General features: G+C 34.0%; 16 protein-coding genes. 15 read left to right on the plus strand and 1 reads right to left on the minus strand.

The window, feature by feature from the left end:
- Positions 1–33: 33 nt before the first annotated feature.
- The 4 genes from der (at position 34) to HDR40_RS01240 (ending at position 4492) form a co-directional block, all read left to right on the plus strand.
- A complete protein-coding gene (gene der, locus HDR40_RS01225) occupies positions 34–1341 on the plus strand; it encodes a ribosome biogenesis GTPase Der (RefSeq protein WP_290625492.1) in 1308 nt (435 codons plus the stop codon).
- 185 nt (positions 1342–1526) lie between these two features.
- Positions 1527–1802, plus strand: a complete 276-nt coding sequence (locus tag HDR40_RS01230; RefSeq protein ID WP_290625494.1) for an HU family DNA-binding protein — start codon at positions 1527–1529, stop codon at positions 1800–1802.
- Between the two features lie 105 nt (positions 1803–1907).
- Entirely contained in the window at positions 1908–3155 is a 1248-nt protein-coding gene (locus tag HDR40_RS01235; RefSeq protein ID WP_290625497.1) for a tetratricopeptide repeat protein, read from the plus strand.
- 140 nt (positions 3156–3295) lie between these two features.
- Positions 3296–4492, plus strand: coding sequence for a CCA tRNA nucleotidyltransferase (locus HDR40_RS01240; protein WP_290625499.1), 1197 nt, complete (start codon positions 3296–3298; stop codon positions 4490–4492).
- Between the two features lie 29 nt (positions 4493–4521).
- On the opposite strand, the gene HDR40_RS01245 is transcribed toward HDR40_RS01240, so the two are convergent.
- Positions 4522–5187, minus strand: coding sequence for a hemolysin III family protein (locus HDR40_RS01245; protein WP_290625501.1), 666 nt, complete (start codon positions 5185–5187; stop codon positions 4522–4524).
- A gap of 140 nt (positions 5188–5327) precedes the next feature.
- Between HDR40_RS01245 and HDR40_RS01250 the strand changes: the two genes are divergently transcribed.
- The 11 genes from HDR40_RS01250 (at position 5328) to hslU (ending at position 16803) form a co-directional block, all read left to right on the plus strand.
- On the plus strand, positions 5328–6182 hold the full coding sequence (locus HDR40_RS01250; protein ID WP_290625503.1) for a DegV family protein: 855 nt from the start codon (positions 5328–5330) through the stop codon (positions 6180–6182).
- Between the two features lie 3 nt (positions 6183–6185).
- Positions 6186–6413, plus strand: a complete 228-nt coding sequence (locus tag HDR40_RS01255) for a YozE family protein (protein ID WP_290625505.1) — start codon at positions 6186–6188, stop codon at positions 6411–6413.
- A gap of 10 nt (positions 6414–6423) precedes the next feature.
- On the plus strand, positions 6424–7866 hold the full coding sequence (locus tag HDR40_RS01260; protein ID WP_290625507.1) for a S41 family peptidase: 1443 nt from the start codon (positions 6424–6426) through the stop codon (positions 7864–7866).
- Positions 7867–7879: 13 nt separating this feature from the next.
- Entirely contained in the window at positions 7880–8722 is an 843-nt protein-coding gene (gene ylqF, locus HDR40_RS01265; RefSeq protein WP_290625508.1) for a ribosome biogenesis GTPase YlqF, read from the plus strand.
- A complete protein-coding gene (locus tag HDR40_RS01270; RefSeq protein ID WP_290625510.1) occupies positions 8719–9477 on the plus strand; it encodes a ribonuclease HII in 759 nt (252 codons plus the stop codon). Before ylqF ends, HDR40_RS01270 begins: the two co-directional genes overlap by 4 nt.
- 52 nt (positions 9478–9529) lie before the next feature.
- Entirely contained in the window at positions 9530–10375 is an 846-nt protein-coding gene (dprA, locus tag HDR40_RS01275; RefSeq protein WP_290625512.1) for a DNA-processing protein DprA, read from the plus strand.
- A 68-nt stretch (positions 10376–10443) separates the two neighbouring features.
- Positions 10444–12519, plus strand: a complete 2076-nt coding sequence (gene topA, locus HDR40_RS01280; protein WP_290625514.1) for a type I DNA topoisomerase — start codon at positions 10444–10446, stop codon at positions 12517–12519.
- A gap of 106 nt (positions 12520–12625) precedes the next feature.
- Entirely contained in the window at positions 12626–13957 is a 1332-nt protein-coding gene (trmFO, locus tag HDR40_RS01285; RefSeq protein WP_290625516.1) for a methylenetetrahydrofolate--tRNA-(uracil(54)-C(5))-methyltransferase (FADH(2)-oxidizing) TrmFO, read from the plus strand.
- The gene (gene xerC, locus HDR40_RS01290) at positions 13941–14870 is read left to right on the plus strand and encodes a tyrosine recombinase XerC (protein ID WP_290625518.1); all 930 of its coding nucleotides are present in this window, start codon (positions 13941–13943) and stop codon (positions 14868–14870) included. The genes trmFO and xerC overlap by 17 nt, the downstream gene beginning before the upstream one ends.
- A gap of 1 nt (position 14871) precedes the next feature.
- Positions 14872–15396, plus strand: a complete 525-nt coding sequence (hslV, locus tag HDR40_RS01295; RefSeq protein ID WP_290625520.1) for an ATP-dependent protease subunit HslV — start codon at positions 14872–14874, stop codon at positions 15394–15396.
- Between the two features lie 9 nt (positions 15397–15405).
- Complete coding sequence (hslU, locus tag HDR40_RS01300; protein ID WP_290625522.1) at positions 15406–16803, plus strand: ATP-dependent protease ATPase subunit HslU; 1398 nt, start codon at positions 15406–15408, stop codon at positions 16801–16803.
- Positions 16804–16808 lie beyond the last annotated feature (5 nt).

A 16808-nucleotide genomic window follows, 5' to 3' on the forward strand; every position in this document is an offset into this window, starting at 1 on the left:
CTTTTTTTTTATCAAGAGAAAGGAGCATTAAATATGTCATTACCAGTTGTAGCAATTGTAGGTCGACCAAACGTGGGTAAATCTACATTATTTAATAGAATCATTAATTCTCGTGTAGCTATTGTTGAAGATGAAGCTGGAGTAACTAGAGATAGAATTTATTCTCGAGCAGAGTGGATGGGACATGAATTTATCTTAATTGATACGGGTGGTATCACCCTCAATGAAGGTGAAATTGAAGAACAAATTAAAGCTCAAGCAGAGATTGCAATAGATGAAGCTGATGTAATTGTAATGTTAGGCGATGTAACCAACCATATGACTAATATGGATGAAACTATTGCTAAGATGCTTTATCGCACTAAAAAACCTGTTATTTTAGCCGTTAATAAAGCTGATAATCCAGAGCAACGAAATGACATTTATGATTTCTATAGTTTAGGCTTTGGCGATCCAATACCAGTATCTGGTGGACATGGAACTGGTATTGGTGATTTATTAGATGCTATTGTTGCTCAATTTGGTGACAAAGCCAATCAACACGAGGACGATTCTATTCGCTTTAGTGTAATTGGTCGGCCAAATGTGGGAAAATCTTCACTTGTTAATGCAATTTTAGGTGAACAACGTGTAATTGTTTCTAATATTGAGGGTACTACTCGTGATGCTATTGACACTAGCTTTAAACATGATGGTGAAAAATATACTATCGTTGATACTGCCGGCATTAGACGACGTGGTAAAGTTTATGAAAAGACAGAAAAATATTCTGTTATGCGTGCAATGAGTGCAATTGAGAATAGTGATATTACACTCTTAGTGTTAGATGCAAGTACTGGAATTCGTGAGCAAGATAAACATGTGGCAGGTTATGCTCATGATGCTGGACGTGGTGTTATTATTGTAGTTAATAAGTGGGACTTACCAGAAAAAAATAGTACTACAATGCAAGATTTTACGGCTACGATTAGAAGAGAATTTCAATATTTGGATTATGCACCAATTATATTTGTATCAGCTAAAACTGGCCAACGTGTGCCACAAATTCTAAATCTTGTTAAAGAAGTTCATGAAAACCAAAATCGTCGTATTCAATCTAGTGTACTTAATGACTTACTATTAGAAGCTACTAGAATCACCCCAACACCATTAGTTAATGGTAAAAGACTAAGAATTTACTATATGACTCAAGTAGCTACTAATCCACCTTCATTTGTTGTATTTGTCAATGAACCTGAGTTGCTGCACTTCTCATATCAACGTTTCTTAATTAATCAATTACGACAAAACTTTGATTTTATTGGAACACCAATAAAAATTATGGCGCGTAAGAGAAAATAATGTTACACTTAATTTTGCTTAAATTTTTAAGATATTAGTTAAAAAAGCTTGTGGCATCAATAGTTCTGTGCTAACTTTAATGCAGGGACTAATGATTGGTAGTCATCATTCTTCCTTTTTCATATTTTTATGAAGACAAGTTTTGAACTTTATCTTAAAAAGTTCAAATCAGGAGGTGAATCAGAATGGCAAATAAAGCTGAATTAGTTTCAGAAGTTTCTTCAAAGACTAACTTAACTAAAAAAGATGCTGCTGCTGCTGTAGATGCAATTTTTAATTCTATCCAAGAAAATCTTGCTAAAGGCGAAAAGGTTCAATTGATCGGCTTCGGTACTTTTGAAGTACGTGATCGCGCAGCTCGTAAGGGTCGTAATCCACAAACTGGTGTTGAAATTCAAATTCCAGCATCTAAGGTTCCTGCATTTAAGCCAGGTAAGGCTCTTAAGGACGCAGTTAAATAATTTTGAAATTATCTATTGATTTCACAGAAAAACGTTAAGCTTTTGGGCTTAACGCTTTTTTTGTGTACAATTATCGTATAAAAATAAAAAGAAGGGTGGCATTTTATGTCATATTCAGAACAATTGTTAGATGCAATTCAAAATCATGATTTTTCCAATAATCAAATTTTATTAGAACAAGCTCTAGATAATGATAATCCAGAAATATTAGCTTCTTTAGCTGATAATTTAACTGACATGGGCTTTACTGATTTAGCGAAGCAAATTTATCGTGTATTAATTGCAAAATTTCCCCATGAAGATCTTTTTAAAGTTTATTTGGCTGAAATTCTTTTAAACGATGGTTATGAAGATGATGGTTTAACCTTACTTTACAATATTTCTTCAACCAGTGATGCATATTTAGAAAGCTTACTTGCTCAAGCTGATTATTATCAAACTAATGGTTTGATTGAAACAGCAAAGCAAAAACTCCTACAAGCTAAAAAAATAGCGCCAGAAGAAGATGCTATCACATTTGGTTTAGCTGAATTAGATTATTTAAGTGGAAATTATTCTGATGCCTTAAAATATTATCAAGAATTAGCTAAAAATAATAAAACATTTGGTGAAGTAGTAATAAGTCAAAGAATTGCAGCTTGTTTAGCTAAATTAGGTGATTATGAAGCAGCTGCACAAGAATTAAGAGACCATAGTAATGATATTCTGAGTATTGACGCTCTTTATGAAGCAGGTTTAATTATGTTGTCTGCTAACGACAATAAGGCAGCAATTAATTATTTCGATCAAGTAATTGAAACTCAGCCCGATTATGTTAATGCATATCCTTTGCTTGCCCAGGCTTATATGAATGAAGATAATAATGAAGAAGTCCTCAGAACAGCTCAAACTGGTCTTTCATATAATGAGTTTGATGAGACCTTGTATGGCCTGGGATCTAAGGCAGCAGCCAATTTAAATCGTCTAGACGAAGCAGAGCGTTTGTTACGCAAAGGATTAAAGGTCGCACCAGATAACAGTGATTTGCGGTTGCAATTGTCTAATCTTTATTTACTTGAAGGAAAAGATGAAGATAATTTAGCTTTATTTAAAAATCTTGATGATGACCAACTTGAACCACAGGCTCACTGGAATCGAGCACTATCTTATCAAAGAATGGAGGATTACGAGAAAGCTCAGGGTGAATTTTTACTTGCATATCCAGCTTTTCAAGAAAATACTAGTTTCTTAAAGCAAATGATTATTTTCTTTAGAGAAGTTGGTAACAATGATATTACTAAAGAATTACTACAAAAATATCTTAAACTTGTCCCTGAAGATGATGAAATGCAAGATTTATTTGATCAGTTATAAAGGTAATAAACTCCAGTCTAAGTTAAAAAATTAGTTTATATAGTTTATAATAGATATATATACAGGAAAAGATATATTTTTAATAATTAGACTTTCTTTTTCTTGGCACAGGGGTGCCTAAAGCAATTTAAGGAGTTTATATGAAAATTACAAATTTACCCACAGTTTTTACTGAAGCTTTACCAGTTTTAAAAAAAATTAACGAAGCGGGTTATGAAGCATATTTTGTGGGTGGAAGCGTTAGAGATCTTTTATTAGATCGCCATATTCATGATGTAGATATTGCAACTAGCGCTTATCCAATGGAAATTAAGCATATTTTTAATAAAACAATTGATACAGGGATTAAGCATGGAACGGTAACTATTTTGTACAATGGCAATAGCTACGAAATTACAACTTTTAGAACAGAGTCGGGATATCAAGACTATCGTCGACCTGATCATGTTACTTTTGTGCAAAATCTTTCTGAGGATTTGAAACGCCGTGACTTCACCATTAATGCATTAGCAATGGACATAGAAGGTAATATCATTGATCATTTTGATGGAGTTGGAGACTTAGACCGCCAAGTGATAAAAGCTGTTGGTATAGCCGAAAATAGGTTCCATGAAGATGCTCTAAGGATGATGCGTGCTGTCCGCTTTATGAGTCAACTTGAATTTGATCTTGAAGAAAAAACTTACCAAGCAATTAAAGATAACCATGCATTGCTTTCAAAAATTTCAGTTGAACGTATTCGGGATGAATTTGTTAAGATGGGAATTGCTAGTGGTAGTAAAAGAGCTTTTAAAGTTTTTTTAGATACTGGTTTATCAGAAGAAGTACCTTATTTCAAAGGAAAAAAAGAATTACTTTCTATCTTTACTCAATTAACTTTTAGTCCTATGACTGAAGAAAATTTATGGGCATTAATGATTATTCTTCTTAAAATAGATAATCAGGATATTCCTAAATTTATGCGTACATGGAAAAATTCAAACGCAATGGAAAGACAAGTTGCCAAAATTGTAGAATTTTTTGATTTAATTAGTTTAGGAATTCCAACTAATTATGATTTGTTCCAAAGAGATTTAAAAACAATCATTTTAACAATTGATTTAGCCCATATTTTAGGCCAGCCAATTAATGGAAGTGCCTTGGTCGACCGTTATGAAGCTTTGCCAATTAAGAAACAAAAAGATTTAGTTGTTGATGGTAAAACTTTGCTTACCAGTGGAATTCCCGCTGGTCCCAAAGTAGGATATTTACTACGTGAAATCACCCGTGCTGTAGTTGAAGGTGAAATAGCAAATAAACCAGAAGAAATTAATCAATTTATTCTTGAACATGAATAAAAAAGTCGGAGTTTGTCACTCCGACTTTTTTAAACATATAATAAAATTGAGAAATACATCAAGATAGAACCGAGCATTACAAATAAATGCCAAATCACGTGAATATAGGGAATACGACGCATTGAAAATAAAATTGCACCAATAGTATAGGCAATTCCACCACCTACTAAGAGCCAAAAGCCTGTGGGTCCTAAAACAGGATATAAGTCTGCACTAGCGAAGATAACCATCCATCCCATTAAGACATATGTTACTGTATCTAAAGCTACATGTTTGCCTTGATTAAAGATATAAAATAAGATTCCAAACACGGATAGGGCAATAATAATACTCCATAATACCCATCCTTTCGCTCCACCAATTGCTACCAAAGTATAAGGAGTATAGGAGCCAGCAATTAAAATGAAGATTGATGAATGATCAAATATTTGAAAAACTTTTCTCGCTTTAGTAAAAACAAGACTGTGATACAAGGTAGAGAATAAATATAATAAAACTAAACTTGATCCATATAAAGTAAAGCAAACAATTTTCATTGGGTTACCACTTTGGGCAGCTACTACAATGAGAATTACTAATCCAGCTACTGACAGTCCAAAACCGATTCCATGCGTGACAGCACTTAAAACATTATCTATAATATTATAAGTTTTCGAGCGATTAGTTGGTTCTCTCCATAAATCTTTAATCGACATACGTATTCTCCCATAATTCTTTTTAACTCAGTTTTAGATTTTTGATATACTAAAACTTGTATCTATAAGCTAAATTCTATCACATTAGAAAAAAGTTTTAATTTCTAATTCAAATCCTAAGAGAAATGAAGGACCAATTTATGGCAAATATTAAAGTTGTAACTGACTCCTCAGTGCAATTAACTACTGAAGAAATTGAAAAATATGATATTACAGTTGTTCCACTAACAATCACAATTGATAAAGAAACTTACACTGACGGTGTAGATATTACTCGAAGTGAATTTGTTGAAAAAATGCTCCATTCTGTTGAACTTCCCAAGACTAGCCAACCAGCAATTGGTGTATTTGAAAAGACTTTTAATGAATTAACTAAAAATGAAGATGATCAAGTGATCGGTATTTTTTTATCACATAACTTAAGTGGTACTATCGAGGCTGCTAGACAAGCAGTAAATATCATTGGTAAAGAAAATCAAATTACTTTAATTGATTCGCAAATGACTGATCGCGGGGAAGGTTTTCAAGTATTAGCTGCAGCTAAAGATGCTCAAGCTGGTAAGTCAATGGATGAAATTGTGACTCATGTTAACCAAATTATTGAAAATCAAACCTTGGAAATGATGGTCGTTGATTTAAAAAATATTATCAAAGGCGGTCGTTTGGGTAAAGTTTCTGGTACAATTGCCACATTACTTAATATTCGAATTGTGTTACAAATGCCAGGAGGGGATTTAATTGTCGCCAAGAAAGGCCGTGGTAAAAAATTCTCTAAACGTTTTGATGAGCGGGTTTTAAACGATATTGCGCAAAATAAAAATACCATTAAAGCCGTAGGTATTTCTTATGTTAATACTCCTAAAGAGATGGAAGAATTAGCTGCAAAAATTAAAGATATAAATCCCGATATCGATGTTTTAGTCCAACAAACTAGTCCAATTATTGCTACACATGCGGGTGAAGGCGCATACGCAATTATTTATTATACGGAGTAAAAAATGGCTTATCGTGAAAGTTTTTATCGTTTTTTGATGACGCAACGTGATCCGGATTCTCATAATGATATTGCAGAATTTGCTAATAATGCACAACATGATAGTAGTTTTCCACGTCAAAGTCAGGATTATGAAGAAATTTCTAATTATCTTGAATTAAATGCAGGGTATTTACCCCGTATGACTATTTTTGATGATGCTTATCAAATGTATCTTGATAAGATGAACTAAGGATAAAATTATGACAAAATTAGATAAAAAAGACCAACCAGATGATAATGAAAAGTCTAAGGTAAAAAATAAGTTTAAACTTCCTAAAACTGCTCAATTTGCCATCACTATATTAGTTAGTTTAGCAATTGGTAGTGGAGCTACTTATGGTATTATGAAATACCAACAAGATAATTCGCCTTTAGCTAATGTAGAAAAAGTATATAATCAACTACAAACGACATATTATAAAAAGGTTTCCACTAAGCAATTAACTCAAGGAGCAGTTAATGGGATGCTTAACAGCTTAAATGACCCTTACTCCCAAGCTCTTACTGGACAAAGTCAGCAACAGATTAATAGTTTGGTTGAGGGATCTAACTTTGGCGGTGTAGGGATTCAAATGACTGTCAAAAACAATAAAATTTTAGTGGAATCCATTGTCGCTGATTCTCCAGCTTCTAAGAGTAATATTAAAGTTGGGGATGAAATTGTAAGTGTAGATGGTAAAAAAGTTTCTGCTAGTCAATTTAATAAAGTTGCCGAATTAGTACGGGGCAAAAAAGGGACAAAAGTTAAATTACAATTGAAACGTAATAATACTAAGTTTATAGTAACTTTGACTCGCGCTACAATTTCTCAATCCAGTTTAACAGTTAAAACTCAAGGACAAGCAACAATTATTACAATTACCCAGTTTGATGTTAATACTGCTAAAGATCTTAAAGCGGCTCTTAAGCAAATTAATCCTAAAAAAACACCTAAGCTTATTATTGACTTGCAGGATAATCCTGGTGGAGTAATGAACAGTGCCTTAGAGGCAGCTTCTTATTTTGTACCAAATGGTAAAGTTTTAATGCGTTATCAAAGCCGTAATAGTCAAGAAATTATTAAGTCATCTAAGAAGCTTTCAGGTGGGTATAAGACTAGCTTAAAGCCAATCATCTTAATCAATGATCAGACAGCAAGTGCTAGTGAGATCTTTACAGCTGCTCTAGTAGAAAATAACCGGGCCGTTACTGTGGGACAAACTTCGTATGGTAAAGGTACAGTTCAACAAGTGGGTAATAGTGATAATGTAGAATACAAATATACTGTTGCTAAGTGGTTAACACCTAATGGGACATGGATTAACCATAAAGGAATCAAGCCAACTTATAAAACCAAAGAATCCAAATTTTCACAATTACCACAATTCCAATCTAACCAAACTCTTAAAAAGAATATGATGGGATTAGACGTTGCGATTCTACAGCAATATCTTACTGCCCTTGGATATTTAAAAAATAATATTACTGGGGTATATGATAGTGCAACTCAAGCAAGTGTAGTCAAATTCCAAAAGTCACAAGGGTTAACTGTTAATGGAAAAGTAACTAGCTCGACTATTCAGCGGTTATACTTGCTAGCTGCACAAAGAGCTAGTCAATCAAATCCAGCCTTGAAAAAGGCATTAAGTCTGAAAGTAAATTAGAAGGTGTAAAAAAATGGGAACTATTCAATGGTATCCAGGTCACATGAATAAGGCTAAAAATCAACTAGAAGATAATTTAGACCTAATTGATGTAATTATTGAAGTTTTAGATGCGCGATTACCTGTTTCTTCTCGTAATCCAATGATTGGTAATTTAACTAAGAAAAAGCCGCACATTGTGATATTAAATAAGTCAGATTTAGCAGATCCGCTTCAAACTAAACGCTGGACTCATTATTTTCAAGAGCAAGGTAACTTTGTGCTTTCTTTAGATGCACAACATAATACTAATATGAGCACTTTGTTTAAGATTATTAAACTTGCAGGAAAGGAAAAAATTGATAAGTTAGTAGCTAAAGGGGCAGCTCATCCAACCATTAGAGTTGCAATTGCTGGAATACCTAATTGTGGAAAATCTACTATTATCAACCGAATGGTTGGGAGAAATGCTGCGATTGTGGGAGATAAACCAGGAGTAACTAAGGGACAAAGCTGGTTGAAAACATCTAATTCTAGCGTTCAAATTTTGGATACACCAGGTATTTTATGGCCTAAGTTTTCTGATCAGGAAGTAGGTTATAAATTAGCAGCCTGTGGTGCTATTAAAGATAATATTTTTCATGCAGATGATGTAGCAATGTTTTTAATTAAATTTTTGCGAGAACATTACCTTAATGATTTATGTAAATTTGCTCGTTTTGATAAGGAATCACTGGAACAATTTAATGATGTAGATTTGATGTTAGCAATGACACAAAAATATGGTATGCGGGATGATTATGAACGTTTTTCATTATATATGTTACAAAGATTTCGAAAGGGTAAAATTGGAAGGATTACGCTAGATTTAAGATGACAATTAATGAAATCAAAGAATTACTAAAGCAAGATGAGATTCCGGAAGAACAATTAACATCATTACAAGAAGATCCACGTAAGGGTGTCCAAAAATTACTAAGTAGTTATTATAAGCGCCAAGAAAAATACCAACAAAAATTAGCATCATTTCAAAAAAGATTTAACTATGAGAGACAATTTTGGGCAAATAATCAACTTGTAGCAGGTGTTGATGAAGTAGGACGTGGTCCTTTAGCAGGTCCGGTAGTAACGGCTGCAGTTATTATTTCACCAGATTTTGATTTAATTGAGGTCAATGATTCTAAAAAATTATCACATAAAAAGCGATTAGAACTTTTTCCAAAAATATTAGATAAAGCGATTAGTGTAAGTGTAGGCTTAGCTAATAATGATATTATCGATAAAATCAACATCTATGAAGCTGACCGCCTTGCAATGAAGCATGCTGTTGAAGGTCTAAGTGTTAAACCTAATGCTCTCTTAGTCGATGCAATGAATGTACCAGTTGATTTGCCGCAAACTTCTTTGATTAAAGGTGATAGTAAATCTAATTCAATCGCTGCTGCCAGTATTGTAGCTAAAGTATTTAGAGATAACTTAATGAAAGCTTATGGAGAAAAGTATCCAGAATATGATTTTGCTCATAATGCTGGTTATGGTACTAAGGACCATATTGCTGCTTTACATAAATATGGCCCTACTCCTATACATCGTAAAACTTTTGCACCAGTAAGCGATTTTTTTGAAAAATAAACGCTAAAACCTCTACTTTTTCCGTATAAGAAAGTGGAGGTTTATTTTTGGTATGAATCAAAAAGAATTTTATTTACGCTTAAAATTAAAAAAAGGAATCGGCTATCAAGGGATGCAGAGAATAATGGCAGAATTAGGAGAAGTTGATGAAGTAACTAGATTAGCAATTGAAAAAATAAACTTGCCTCTTAACTTAAAAGAGAAAGTATTAGACGCATTCAATAATCAAGAATTAACAAATTGGGTTAAACAAATTTTAAATCAATGTCATGTTGTCACAATTTTTGATAAAATATATCCTAATCAACTCCGAGAAAGCTATCAACCACCATTGATTTTATTTGCTCGCGGTGATTTAAAATTGCTTTCTCGGAAAATTACTGTTATTGTAGGTTCTCGTACACCTACATTTTATAGTCGAAAAGTTTTAAGAAAAATAATCCCTAAGCTAATTAAAGATGGGTATGTTATTGCAAGTGGACTGGCTAAAGGAGTAGATGCAATTGCTCATGAAGAAACGCTTGCCAATGGTGGTAAAACTATTGCTGTCATTGGAAATGGCTTGAATCATTTTTATCCTGCTCAAAATCAAGCACTACAAGAAGAAATTTTTCGACGTGGTCTGTTACTTAGTGAATATTTACCTGATACACCACCCATGCCATTCCGTTTTCCAGAAAGGAATCGCATATTAGCAGGGTTAAGTGAAAATGTTATTGTAGCTGAGGCTAAGAAAAAATCTGGTTCTCTTATTACTGCTAACATTGCGTTAGAAGAGAATCGTAATATTTTTGCTATTCCTGGTCCGATAGATAATGAGTTATCTCAAGGACCGAATTACTTGATTGCAGCAGGAGCCCAACCAATTGTTAATTATGACTTAGAAGAAAGGTGGTAGTTGACAAGGTTGTGTTTTCTGGTAATTTATACATGTAAAGAGAATAAGTGCAAGGAAGGGGCATCATAATGCCTGCTAAAAAGAAAAAGAACTTAGTAATTGTGGAATCTCCACATAAAGCAAAAACAATTGAAAAATATCTTGGAAGTAATTACCATGTAATTGCTTCTAAAGGACATATTCGTGACCTACCAAAATCACAAATGGGAGTTGATATCGACCATGATTATCAGCCTAAATATATTTCTATTCGTGGTAAAGGTGAAACAATTAAAGATTTAAAGAGTGAAGCTAAAAAAGCAAAGTATGTTTATCTGGCTTCTGACCCGGATCGTGAGGGGGAAGCAATTGCTTGGCACGTAGCTCATGCTTTGAATTTGGATCCTAAAGAACATAATCGTGTTGCCTTTAATGAAATTACTAAAGATGCTGTTAAGAATGCTTTTAAAAATCCAAGAACAATTGACATGGATATTGTTGATGCACAACAAGCGCGCCGTGTACTTGATCGTCTAGTAGGTTATTCATTAAGCCCAATTTTATGGGCTAAAGTAAAAAAAGGATTGTCTGCTGGTCGTGTTCAGTCAGTTGCTTTAAAGCTAGTTATTGATCGTGAAAAAGAAATCAAAAATTTCAAACCAGTAGAATATTGGACTATTGATGGTGAATTTAATAAGAATCAAAAAAAATTTATTGGTTCGTTTTATGGACTAAATGGTAAAAAGATTGATTTACCAAATCAAGATAGTGTTAAAGAAATTCTTGCTAGAATTGATAAGCGCAAAAATTTTGAAGTTACCAAAGTTGTTAAAAAGCAACGTCGCCGTCAACCGGCAGCTCCATTTACTACATCAACCATGCAGCAAGAGGCTAATAAACGTTTGGGTTATCGTACACGAAGAACTATGCGCATTGCTCAATCATTATATGAAGGAGTTAATTTAGGTAAAGGCTCTGTTGGTCTAATTACTTATATGCGTACTGATTCCAAACGAATTGCTAGTGTTGCTAAACATGAAGCTTCTAATTTTATCCATGAACAATATGGGGAAGAGTATGCTTCAGTTAAACCGCAAAACTTTAAAAATGATGCTGAAGCTCAAGATGCTCACGAAGCAATTCGACCAACTTCTGCTTTTAGAACTCCGGAATCAATAAAAGAATACTTAACAACTGAAGAATACCGTCTTTATAGTTTGATTTGGGCTCGTTTCATTGCTAGTCAAATGACACCGGCTGTTTACGATACGGTAAGAGCAGATATTGAGCAAAATAGTGTAACTTTTAGAACAACTGGTTCTAAAATGAAGTTTGCTGGTTTTACCAAGGTTTATGATAATGAAAAAGAAAAGAGTAAAGAGCTACCTGATTTAAACGAAGGTGATAAGGTTAAATTAAAGAGTACTGATGACCGTCAACACTTTACTCAACCTCCAGCTCGTTATACCGAAGCTAGTTTAGTTCATGCGCTTGAAGCTAATGGAGTGGGTCGACCATCAACTTATGCACCAACAATTGATACAATTCAACGTCGTTACTATGTTAAGCTCGAAGGTCGTTCAATTGTCCCTACTGAATTAGGTGAAATTGTTGATAGTTTAATTGAAGAATTTTTCCCAGATATTGTTAATGTCGACTTTACCGCTCAGTTAGAAGATGATTTGGACCATGTTGAAGTTGGAAAAATGAATTGGGTCAAGGTCGTTGATGAATATTACAAGCCATTTTCTAAAGAATTAAAGAAGGCTGATACTGAAATTGAAAAGATCCAAATTAAGGATGAACCAGCCGGCTTTAATTGTGATATATGTGGAGCGCCAATGGTTATCAAGATGGGAAGATATGGTAAATTCTATGCTTGCTCTCGCTTCCCAGATTGTCGTAATACTAAGCCAATTATTAAAAAAATTGGTGTAATTTGTCCTAAATGCAAAAAAGGTGAAGTTGTCGAAAAGAAATCTAAGCGCAATCGTAAATTCTATGGTTGTTCACGATATCCAGAATGTGATTTCGTATCCTGGGATCAACCAATTGGACGTGATTGTCCAAATGATGGTCATTTCTTAGTTCAAAAGAAGACTAAAAAAGGATTAGTGGTTCTTTGCCCAAATGGAGATTACCGCGAAGAACCTAAGGAAGAATAATTTTTAAGAAAAATTATAAAGATGCCATCGAATTGAAAGCGGTTTGATGGTATTCTTTTTAATATAGGGTATGTATTCCCATCCTAAAAAAGAAAGGAAAATCTAAATGCCAAAAAAAGTTACAGTTATCGGAGGAGGTCTGGCAGGTAGTGAAGCTACCTGGCAATTGGCTAAACGTGGAATTGAAGTTGATCTTTATGAAATGCGTCCACAAAAACAAACTCCTGCTCACCACACTGCGGGATTTGCCGAATTAGTATGTACTAATTCTATGAGGTCTAATCAATTATCTAATGCTGTAGGACTTTTAAAAGAAGAAATGCGACACTTAGATTCACTTATTTTAAAAGCTGCTGATGAAACTGCGGTTCCTGCTGGTGGAGCACTAGCAGTTGATCGTGATAAATTTTCTCAAAAAGTTACTGCAACGCTAAAATCTCTACCAAATGTGACTATTCACGAGGAAGAGATTACTGAAATTCCTAAAGATGGGATTGTTGTGGTAGCTACTGGACCGTTAACTAGTGATAGTTTAGCACAGCAAATTCAAGAATTTTGTGGCACTGATAGTCTACACTTTTTCGATGCAGCTGCTCCAATTGTAGATAGCGAATCAATAGATCAAAATATTGTTTATAAAAAATCTCGCTATGATAAAGGTGAGGCAGCTTATCTTAACTGTCCAATGACTAAAGAAGAGTTTTTCAACTTTTACAAGAATTTAATTGCTGCAGAGACTGCAGAGCTTCATGGATTTGAAGATAAGAATGTATTTGAAGGTTGTATGCCAATTGAAGTAATGGCTAAACGTGGTGAAAAAACAATGCTTTTTGGTCCGCTTAAGCCTGTAGGGTTAGAGGACCCCAAGACTGGAAAAACACCATATGCAGTAGTACAATTACGGCAAGATAATGCTAGTGCAAGTATGTATAATATTGTTGGTTTTCAAACTCATCTTAAGTATGGTGAACAAAAGCGTGTTTTCTCAATGATTCCAGGTTTAAAAAATGCCCGTTTTGTACGTTATGGTAAAATGCACCGTAATACTTACATTGCAAGTCCAGAAGTATTGAATGCTAGCTATGAAGCTAAGAAGCAACAGAATCTCTTTTTTGCTGGACAAATGACTGGTGTGGAAGGATACGTAGAAAGTGCTGGTAGTGGTTTAGTAGCTGGTATTAATGCGGCTTTGGCTGCTAGTGATGAGCAACCAATTGTTTTCCCTAAGACAACTGCTTTGGGATCAATGGCTAACTATATCACTACAACAAGTGCTAAACATTTCCAACCAATGAATGCATCTTATGCACTCTTGCCAGGACTTGATCATAAGGTAAGAAATAAGCAAGAACGTCATTTAGAAATTTCTAAGCGAGCTTTGGCTGACTTAGATGAATTTAGAGATAAAGAATTGACTAAATATGACTTTGCAGACTAATAATCAACTAATTTTAAAATTTGTTGATTATTTAAAAAATGAACGTATTTATAGTGAAAATACAATAATCTCTTATCTAGGTGATTTAAAAGAATTTCAATATTTTTTAGATAAAAATGGTGGATTTGATGGTTGGGATAAGACTTCTAGGCGAGATGTAGAATTATTTCTGCAAGACTTGACTAATAATAATGTTAGTCAAGCTACTAAGGCACGGAAGATGTCGACTTTGCGGTCTTTTTTTGGCTATCTTAATAAGCGCGAAATCTTAAAATCTGATCCAACTGAAACAATTTCATTACGTAGCGGTGAGAAAAAATTACCTGACTTTTTTTATCAGAATGAATTAAAAAAAGTCTTTGATAGCTTACAAGGTAATAAGCCATTGACTTTGCGTAATAAAGCAATGTTTGAACTGTTTTATGTAACCGGAATGCGGGTAAGTGAAATTGCAAACTTAAAGTTGAGTCAGATAGATTTTGATTTAAATATAATTTTAGTTCATGGTAAAGGGAAAAAAGATCGCTATGTAGCTTTTACTGATCAAGCTAAAATTACACTCAATAATTATTTAGAGCAAGGTCGAGACCAATTACTTGAAAAATCTGAAGATAAGGGTTATGTTTTTTTAAATAATAGAGGAAAAAATTTAACCAGTCGTGGAATTGAATACATTATGCAAAAAGTCTTTAGGACTGCTGGGGTGGGTGGAAAAGTCCATCCCCATATGTTGCGCCATTCTTTTGCAACTGAGCTTATTAATAATGGTGCTGACTTAAGAAGTGTGCAAGAATTATTAGGACATGAATCACTTTCAACTACTCAAATTTATACTCATGTCAGCATGCAACATTTGCAAAATGAATATCAAAAATTTTTTCCTAGAAAAAATAAAGAAGACGAGGCAAAATAATATGACAACAATCTGTTCTGTTAGATATAATGGTAAAACTGCAATCGCAGGTGATGGGCAAGTTACTTTAGGCGAAAAGGTTATTGCTAAAGCTACTGCTAAAAAAATTCGCCGTATTTATCACAACAAAGTCGTAATTGGCTTTGCTGGTGGTGTTGCCGATGCAGTTAGTTTACAAGAAATGCTTGAAGGAAAACTTGAAACTTATTCAGGTGATTTAAGAAGAGCAGCAGTTGAGATGGCTCAAAGTTGGCGTAAAGATCCAACCTTAGCTAAGTTGGAAGCAATGTTAATTGCTTTTAATGATAAAGATTTATTGCTTATTTCTGGTAATGGTGAAGTGTTAGAACCTGATGAAGATGTTGTTGCAATTGGGTCTGGTGGTAACTTTGCTCAAGCTGCAGCTTTGGCAATGGCACGTCACTCAGAAGGAATGAATGCCAGTGAGATTGCTAAAGAAGCTGTTCAAATCGCTTCAGGTATTGATATTTTTACTGATGACCATATTATTACTGATGAAATCTAGGTGATTATTTTGACTGTAGAAAAAACTCCCAAACAAATTGTTAATATTTTAAATGAATACATTATTGGCCAAGATGAAGCTAAAAAGGCTGTAGCTGTTGCTTTGTATAATCGCTATCGTCGTTTACAACTTCCTAAACAAATGCAACAAGACATTACCCCTAAGAATATGCTAATGGCTGGTCCTACTGGGGTCGGTAAAACTGAAATTGCACGGCGTTTAGCTAAAATTGTTGATGCACCATTTGTAAAAGTGGAAGCAACTAAGTTTACAGAAGTAGGTTACGTTGGCCGTGATGTTGAATCCATGGTACGTGACTTAGTTGAAGAAGCTGTTCGTATGGAAGAAAAAGACCAATTTGATCGTGTAAAAGTTGCAGCAACTAAGAAAGCTAATAATAAGTTAGTTAAATTAATTGTTCCTGGTATTAAGCGCGAAAATCGTGAAAATTCAATGCAACAAATGATGCAAATGCTCTCGGGTAATTTTAATCTGAATCAACCTAATCAAGATGATGAAGAAGTTACTGATGAGGTTAGAAATCAACGTTTAAGTGTGGCAGAACAATTAGAGAAAGGTTTACTTGAAAATCGTGAGGTAACCATTGAGGTGGAACAAGCTCCAAAGGCTAATCCGATGAGTGATATGATGGGTCAGATGGGGATGGATATGTCTAGCATGCTTACTGACTTGATGCCTAAAAAGACTGTAAAACGTACTTTAAAGGTTTCTGATGCTCGCGAAGTTTTAATTCAAGAAGAATCTAAGAAGTTAGTTAACTACGATACACTTTACCAACGTGCAATTGAGCGTACTCAGCAAAATGGTATTATTTTTATTGATGAAATTGATAAAATTACAGCCGGAAATAAGAAAACGAGTGGTGAAGTTTCTCGTGAAGGTGTTCAACGTGATATTTTACCAATTGTTGAAGGATCTACTGTTTCAACTAAGTATGGTCCAATATCGACTGATCATATTCTTTTTATTGCAGCCGGTGCTTTTGCTGAAAGTAAGCCAAGTGATTTAATTCCTGAACTTCAAGGTCGTTTCCCAATCAGAGTAGAATTAGATGCTTTGACTCAAGAAGACTTTGTAAAAATTTTAAAAGATCCACAAAATTCTCTCCTTAAACAGTACATCGCACTTTTACAAGCAGATGGTATTAAATTGGTATTCACTCAAGAAGCAATTGACCGTATTGCTGAAATTGCTTATGAAGTAAACCAAGGAACTGATAATATCGGTGCTAGAAGATTAGCTACCATTCTTGAAAAATTACTGGAAGATGTTCTTTATGAAGGTCCTGATATGAGTATGGGTGAAATCACTATTACTCAAAAATATGTTGATGAAAAATTGAGTGATATTATAACCAATAAGGACTTAACTAAGTTTATTTTATAAAAAGA

Source organism: Lactobacillus sp., assembly GCF_014803895.1.

Bases quoted from the DNA above. Each gene is read 5' to 3' on its own strand.
- ylqF (WP_290625508.1), top strand. From the start codon at position 7,880: ATGGGAACTATTCAATGGTATCCAGGTCACATGAATAAGGCTAAAAAT.
- der (WP_290625492.1), top strand. From the start codon at position 34: ATGTCATTACCAGTTGTAGCAATTGTAGGTCGACCAAACGTGGGTAAA.
- HDR40_RS01255 (WP_290625505.1), top strand. From the start codon at position 6,186: ATGGCTTATCGTGAAAGTTTTTATCGTTTTTTGATGACGCAACGTGAT.
- topA (WP_290625514.1), top strand. From the start codon at position 10,444: ATGCCTGCTAAAAAGAAAAAGAACTTAGTAATTGTGGAATCTCCACAT.
- hslV (WP_290625520.1), top strand. From the start codon at position 14,872: ATGACAACAATCTGTTCTGTTAGATATAATGGTAAAACTGCAATCGCA.
- xerC (WP_290625518.1), top strand. From the start codon at position 13,941: ATGACTTTGCAGACTAATAATCAACTAATTTTAAAATTTGTTGATTAT.
- HDR40_RS01235 (WP_290625497.1), top strand. From the start codon at position 1,908: ATGTCATATTCAGAACAATTGTTAGATGCAATTCAAAATCATGATTTT.
- dprA (WP_290625512.1), top strand. From the start codon at position 9,530: ATGAATCAAAAAGAATTTTATTTACGCTTAAAATTAAAAAAAGGAATC.
- HDR40_RS01270 (WP_290625510.1), top strand. From the start codon at position 8,719: ATGACAATTAATGAAATCAAAGAATTACTAAAGCAAGATGAGATTCCG.
- HDR40_RS01240 (WP_290625499.1), top strand. From the start codon at position 3,296: ATGAAAATTACAAATTTACCCACAGTTTTTACTGAAGCTTTACCAGTT.
- HDR40_RS01260 (WP_290625507.1), top strand. From the start codon at position 6,424: ATGACAAAATTAGATAAAAAAGACCAACCAGATGATAATGAAAAGTCT.
- trmFO (WP_290625516.1), top strand. From the start codon at position 12,626: ATGCCAAAAAAAGTTACAGTTATCGGAGGAGGTCTGGCAGGTAGTGAA.
- HDR40_RS01245 (WP_290625501.1), bottom strand. From the start codon at position 5,187: ATGTCGATTAAAGATTTATGGAGAGAACCAACTAATCGCTCGAAAACT.
- HDR40_RS01230 (WP_290625494.1), top strand. From the start codon at position 1,527: ATGGCAAATAAAGCTGAATTAGTTTCAGAAGTTTCTTCAAAGACTAAC.
- HDR40_RS01250 (WP_290625503.1), top strand. From the start codon at position 5,328: ATGGCAAATATTAAAGTTGTAACTGACTCCTCAGTGCAATTAACTACT.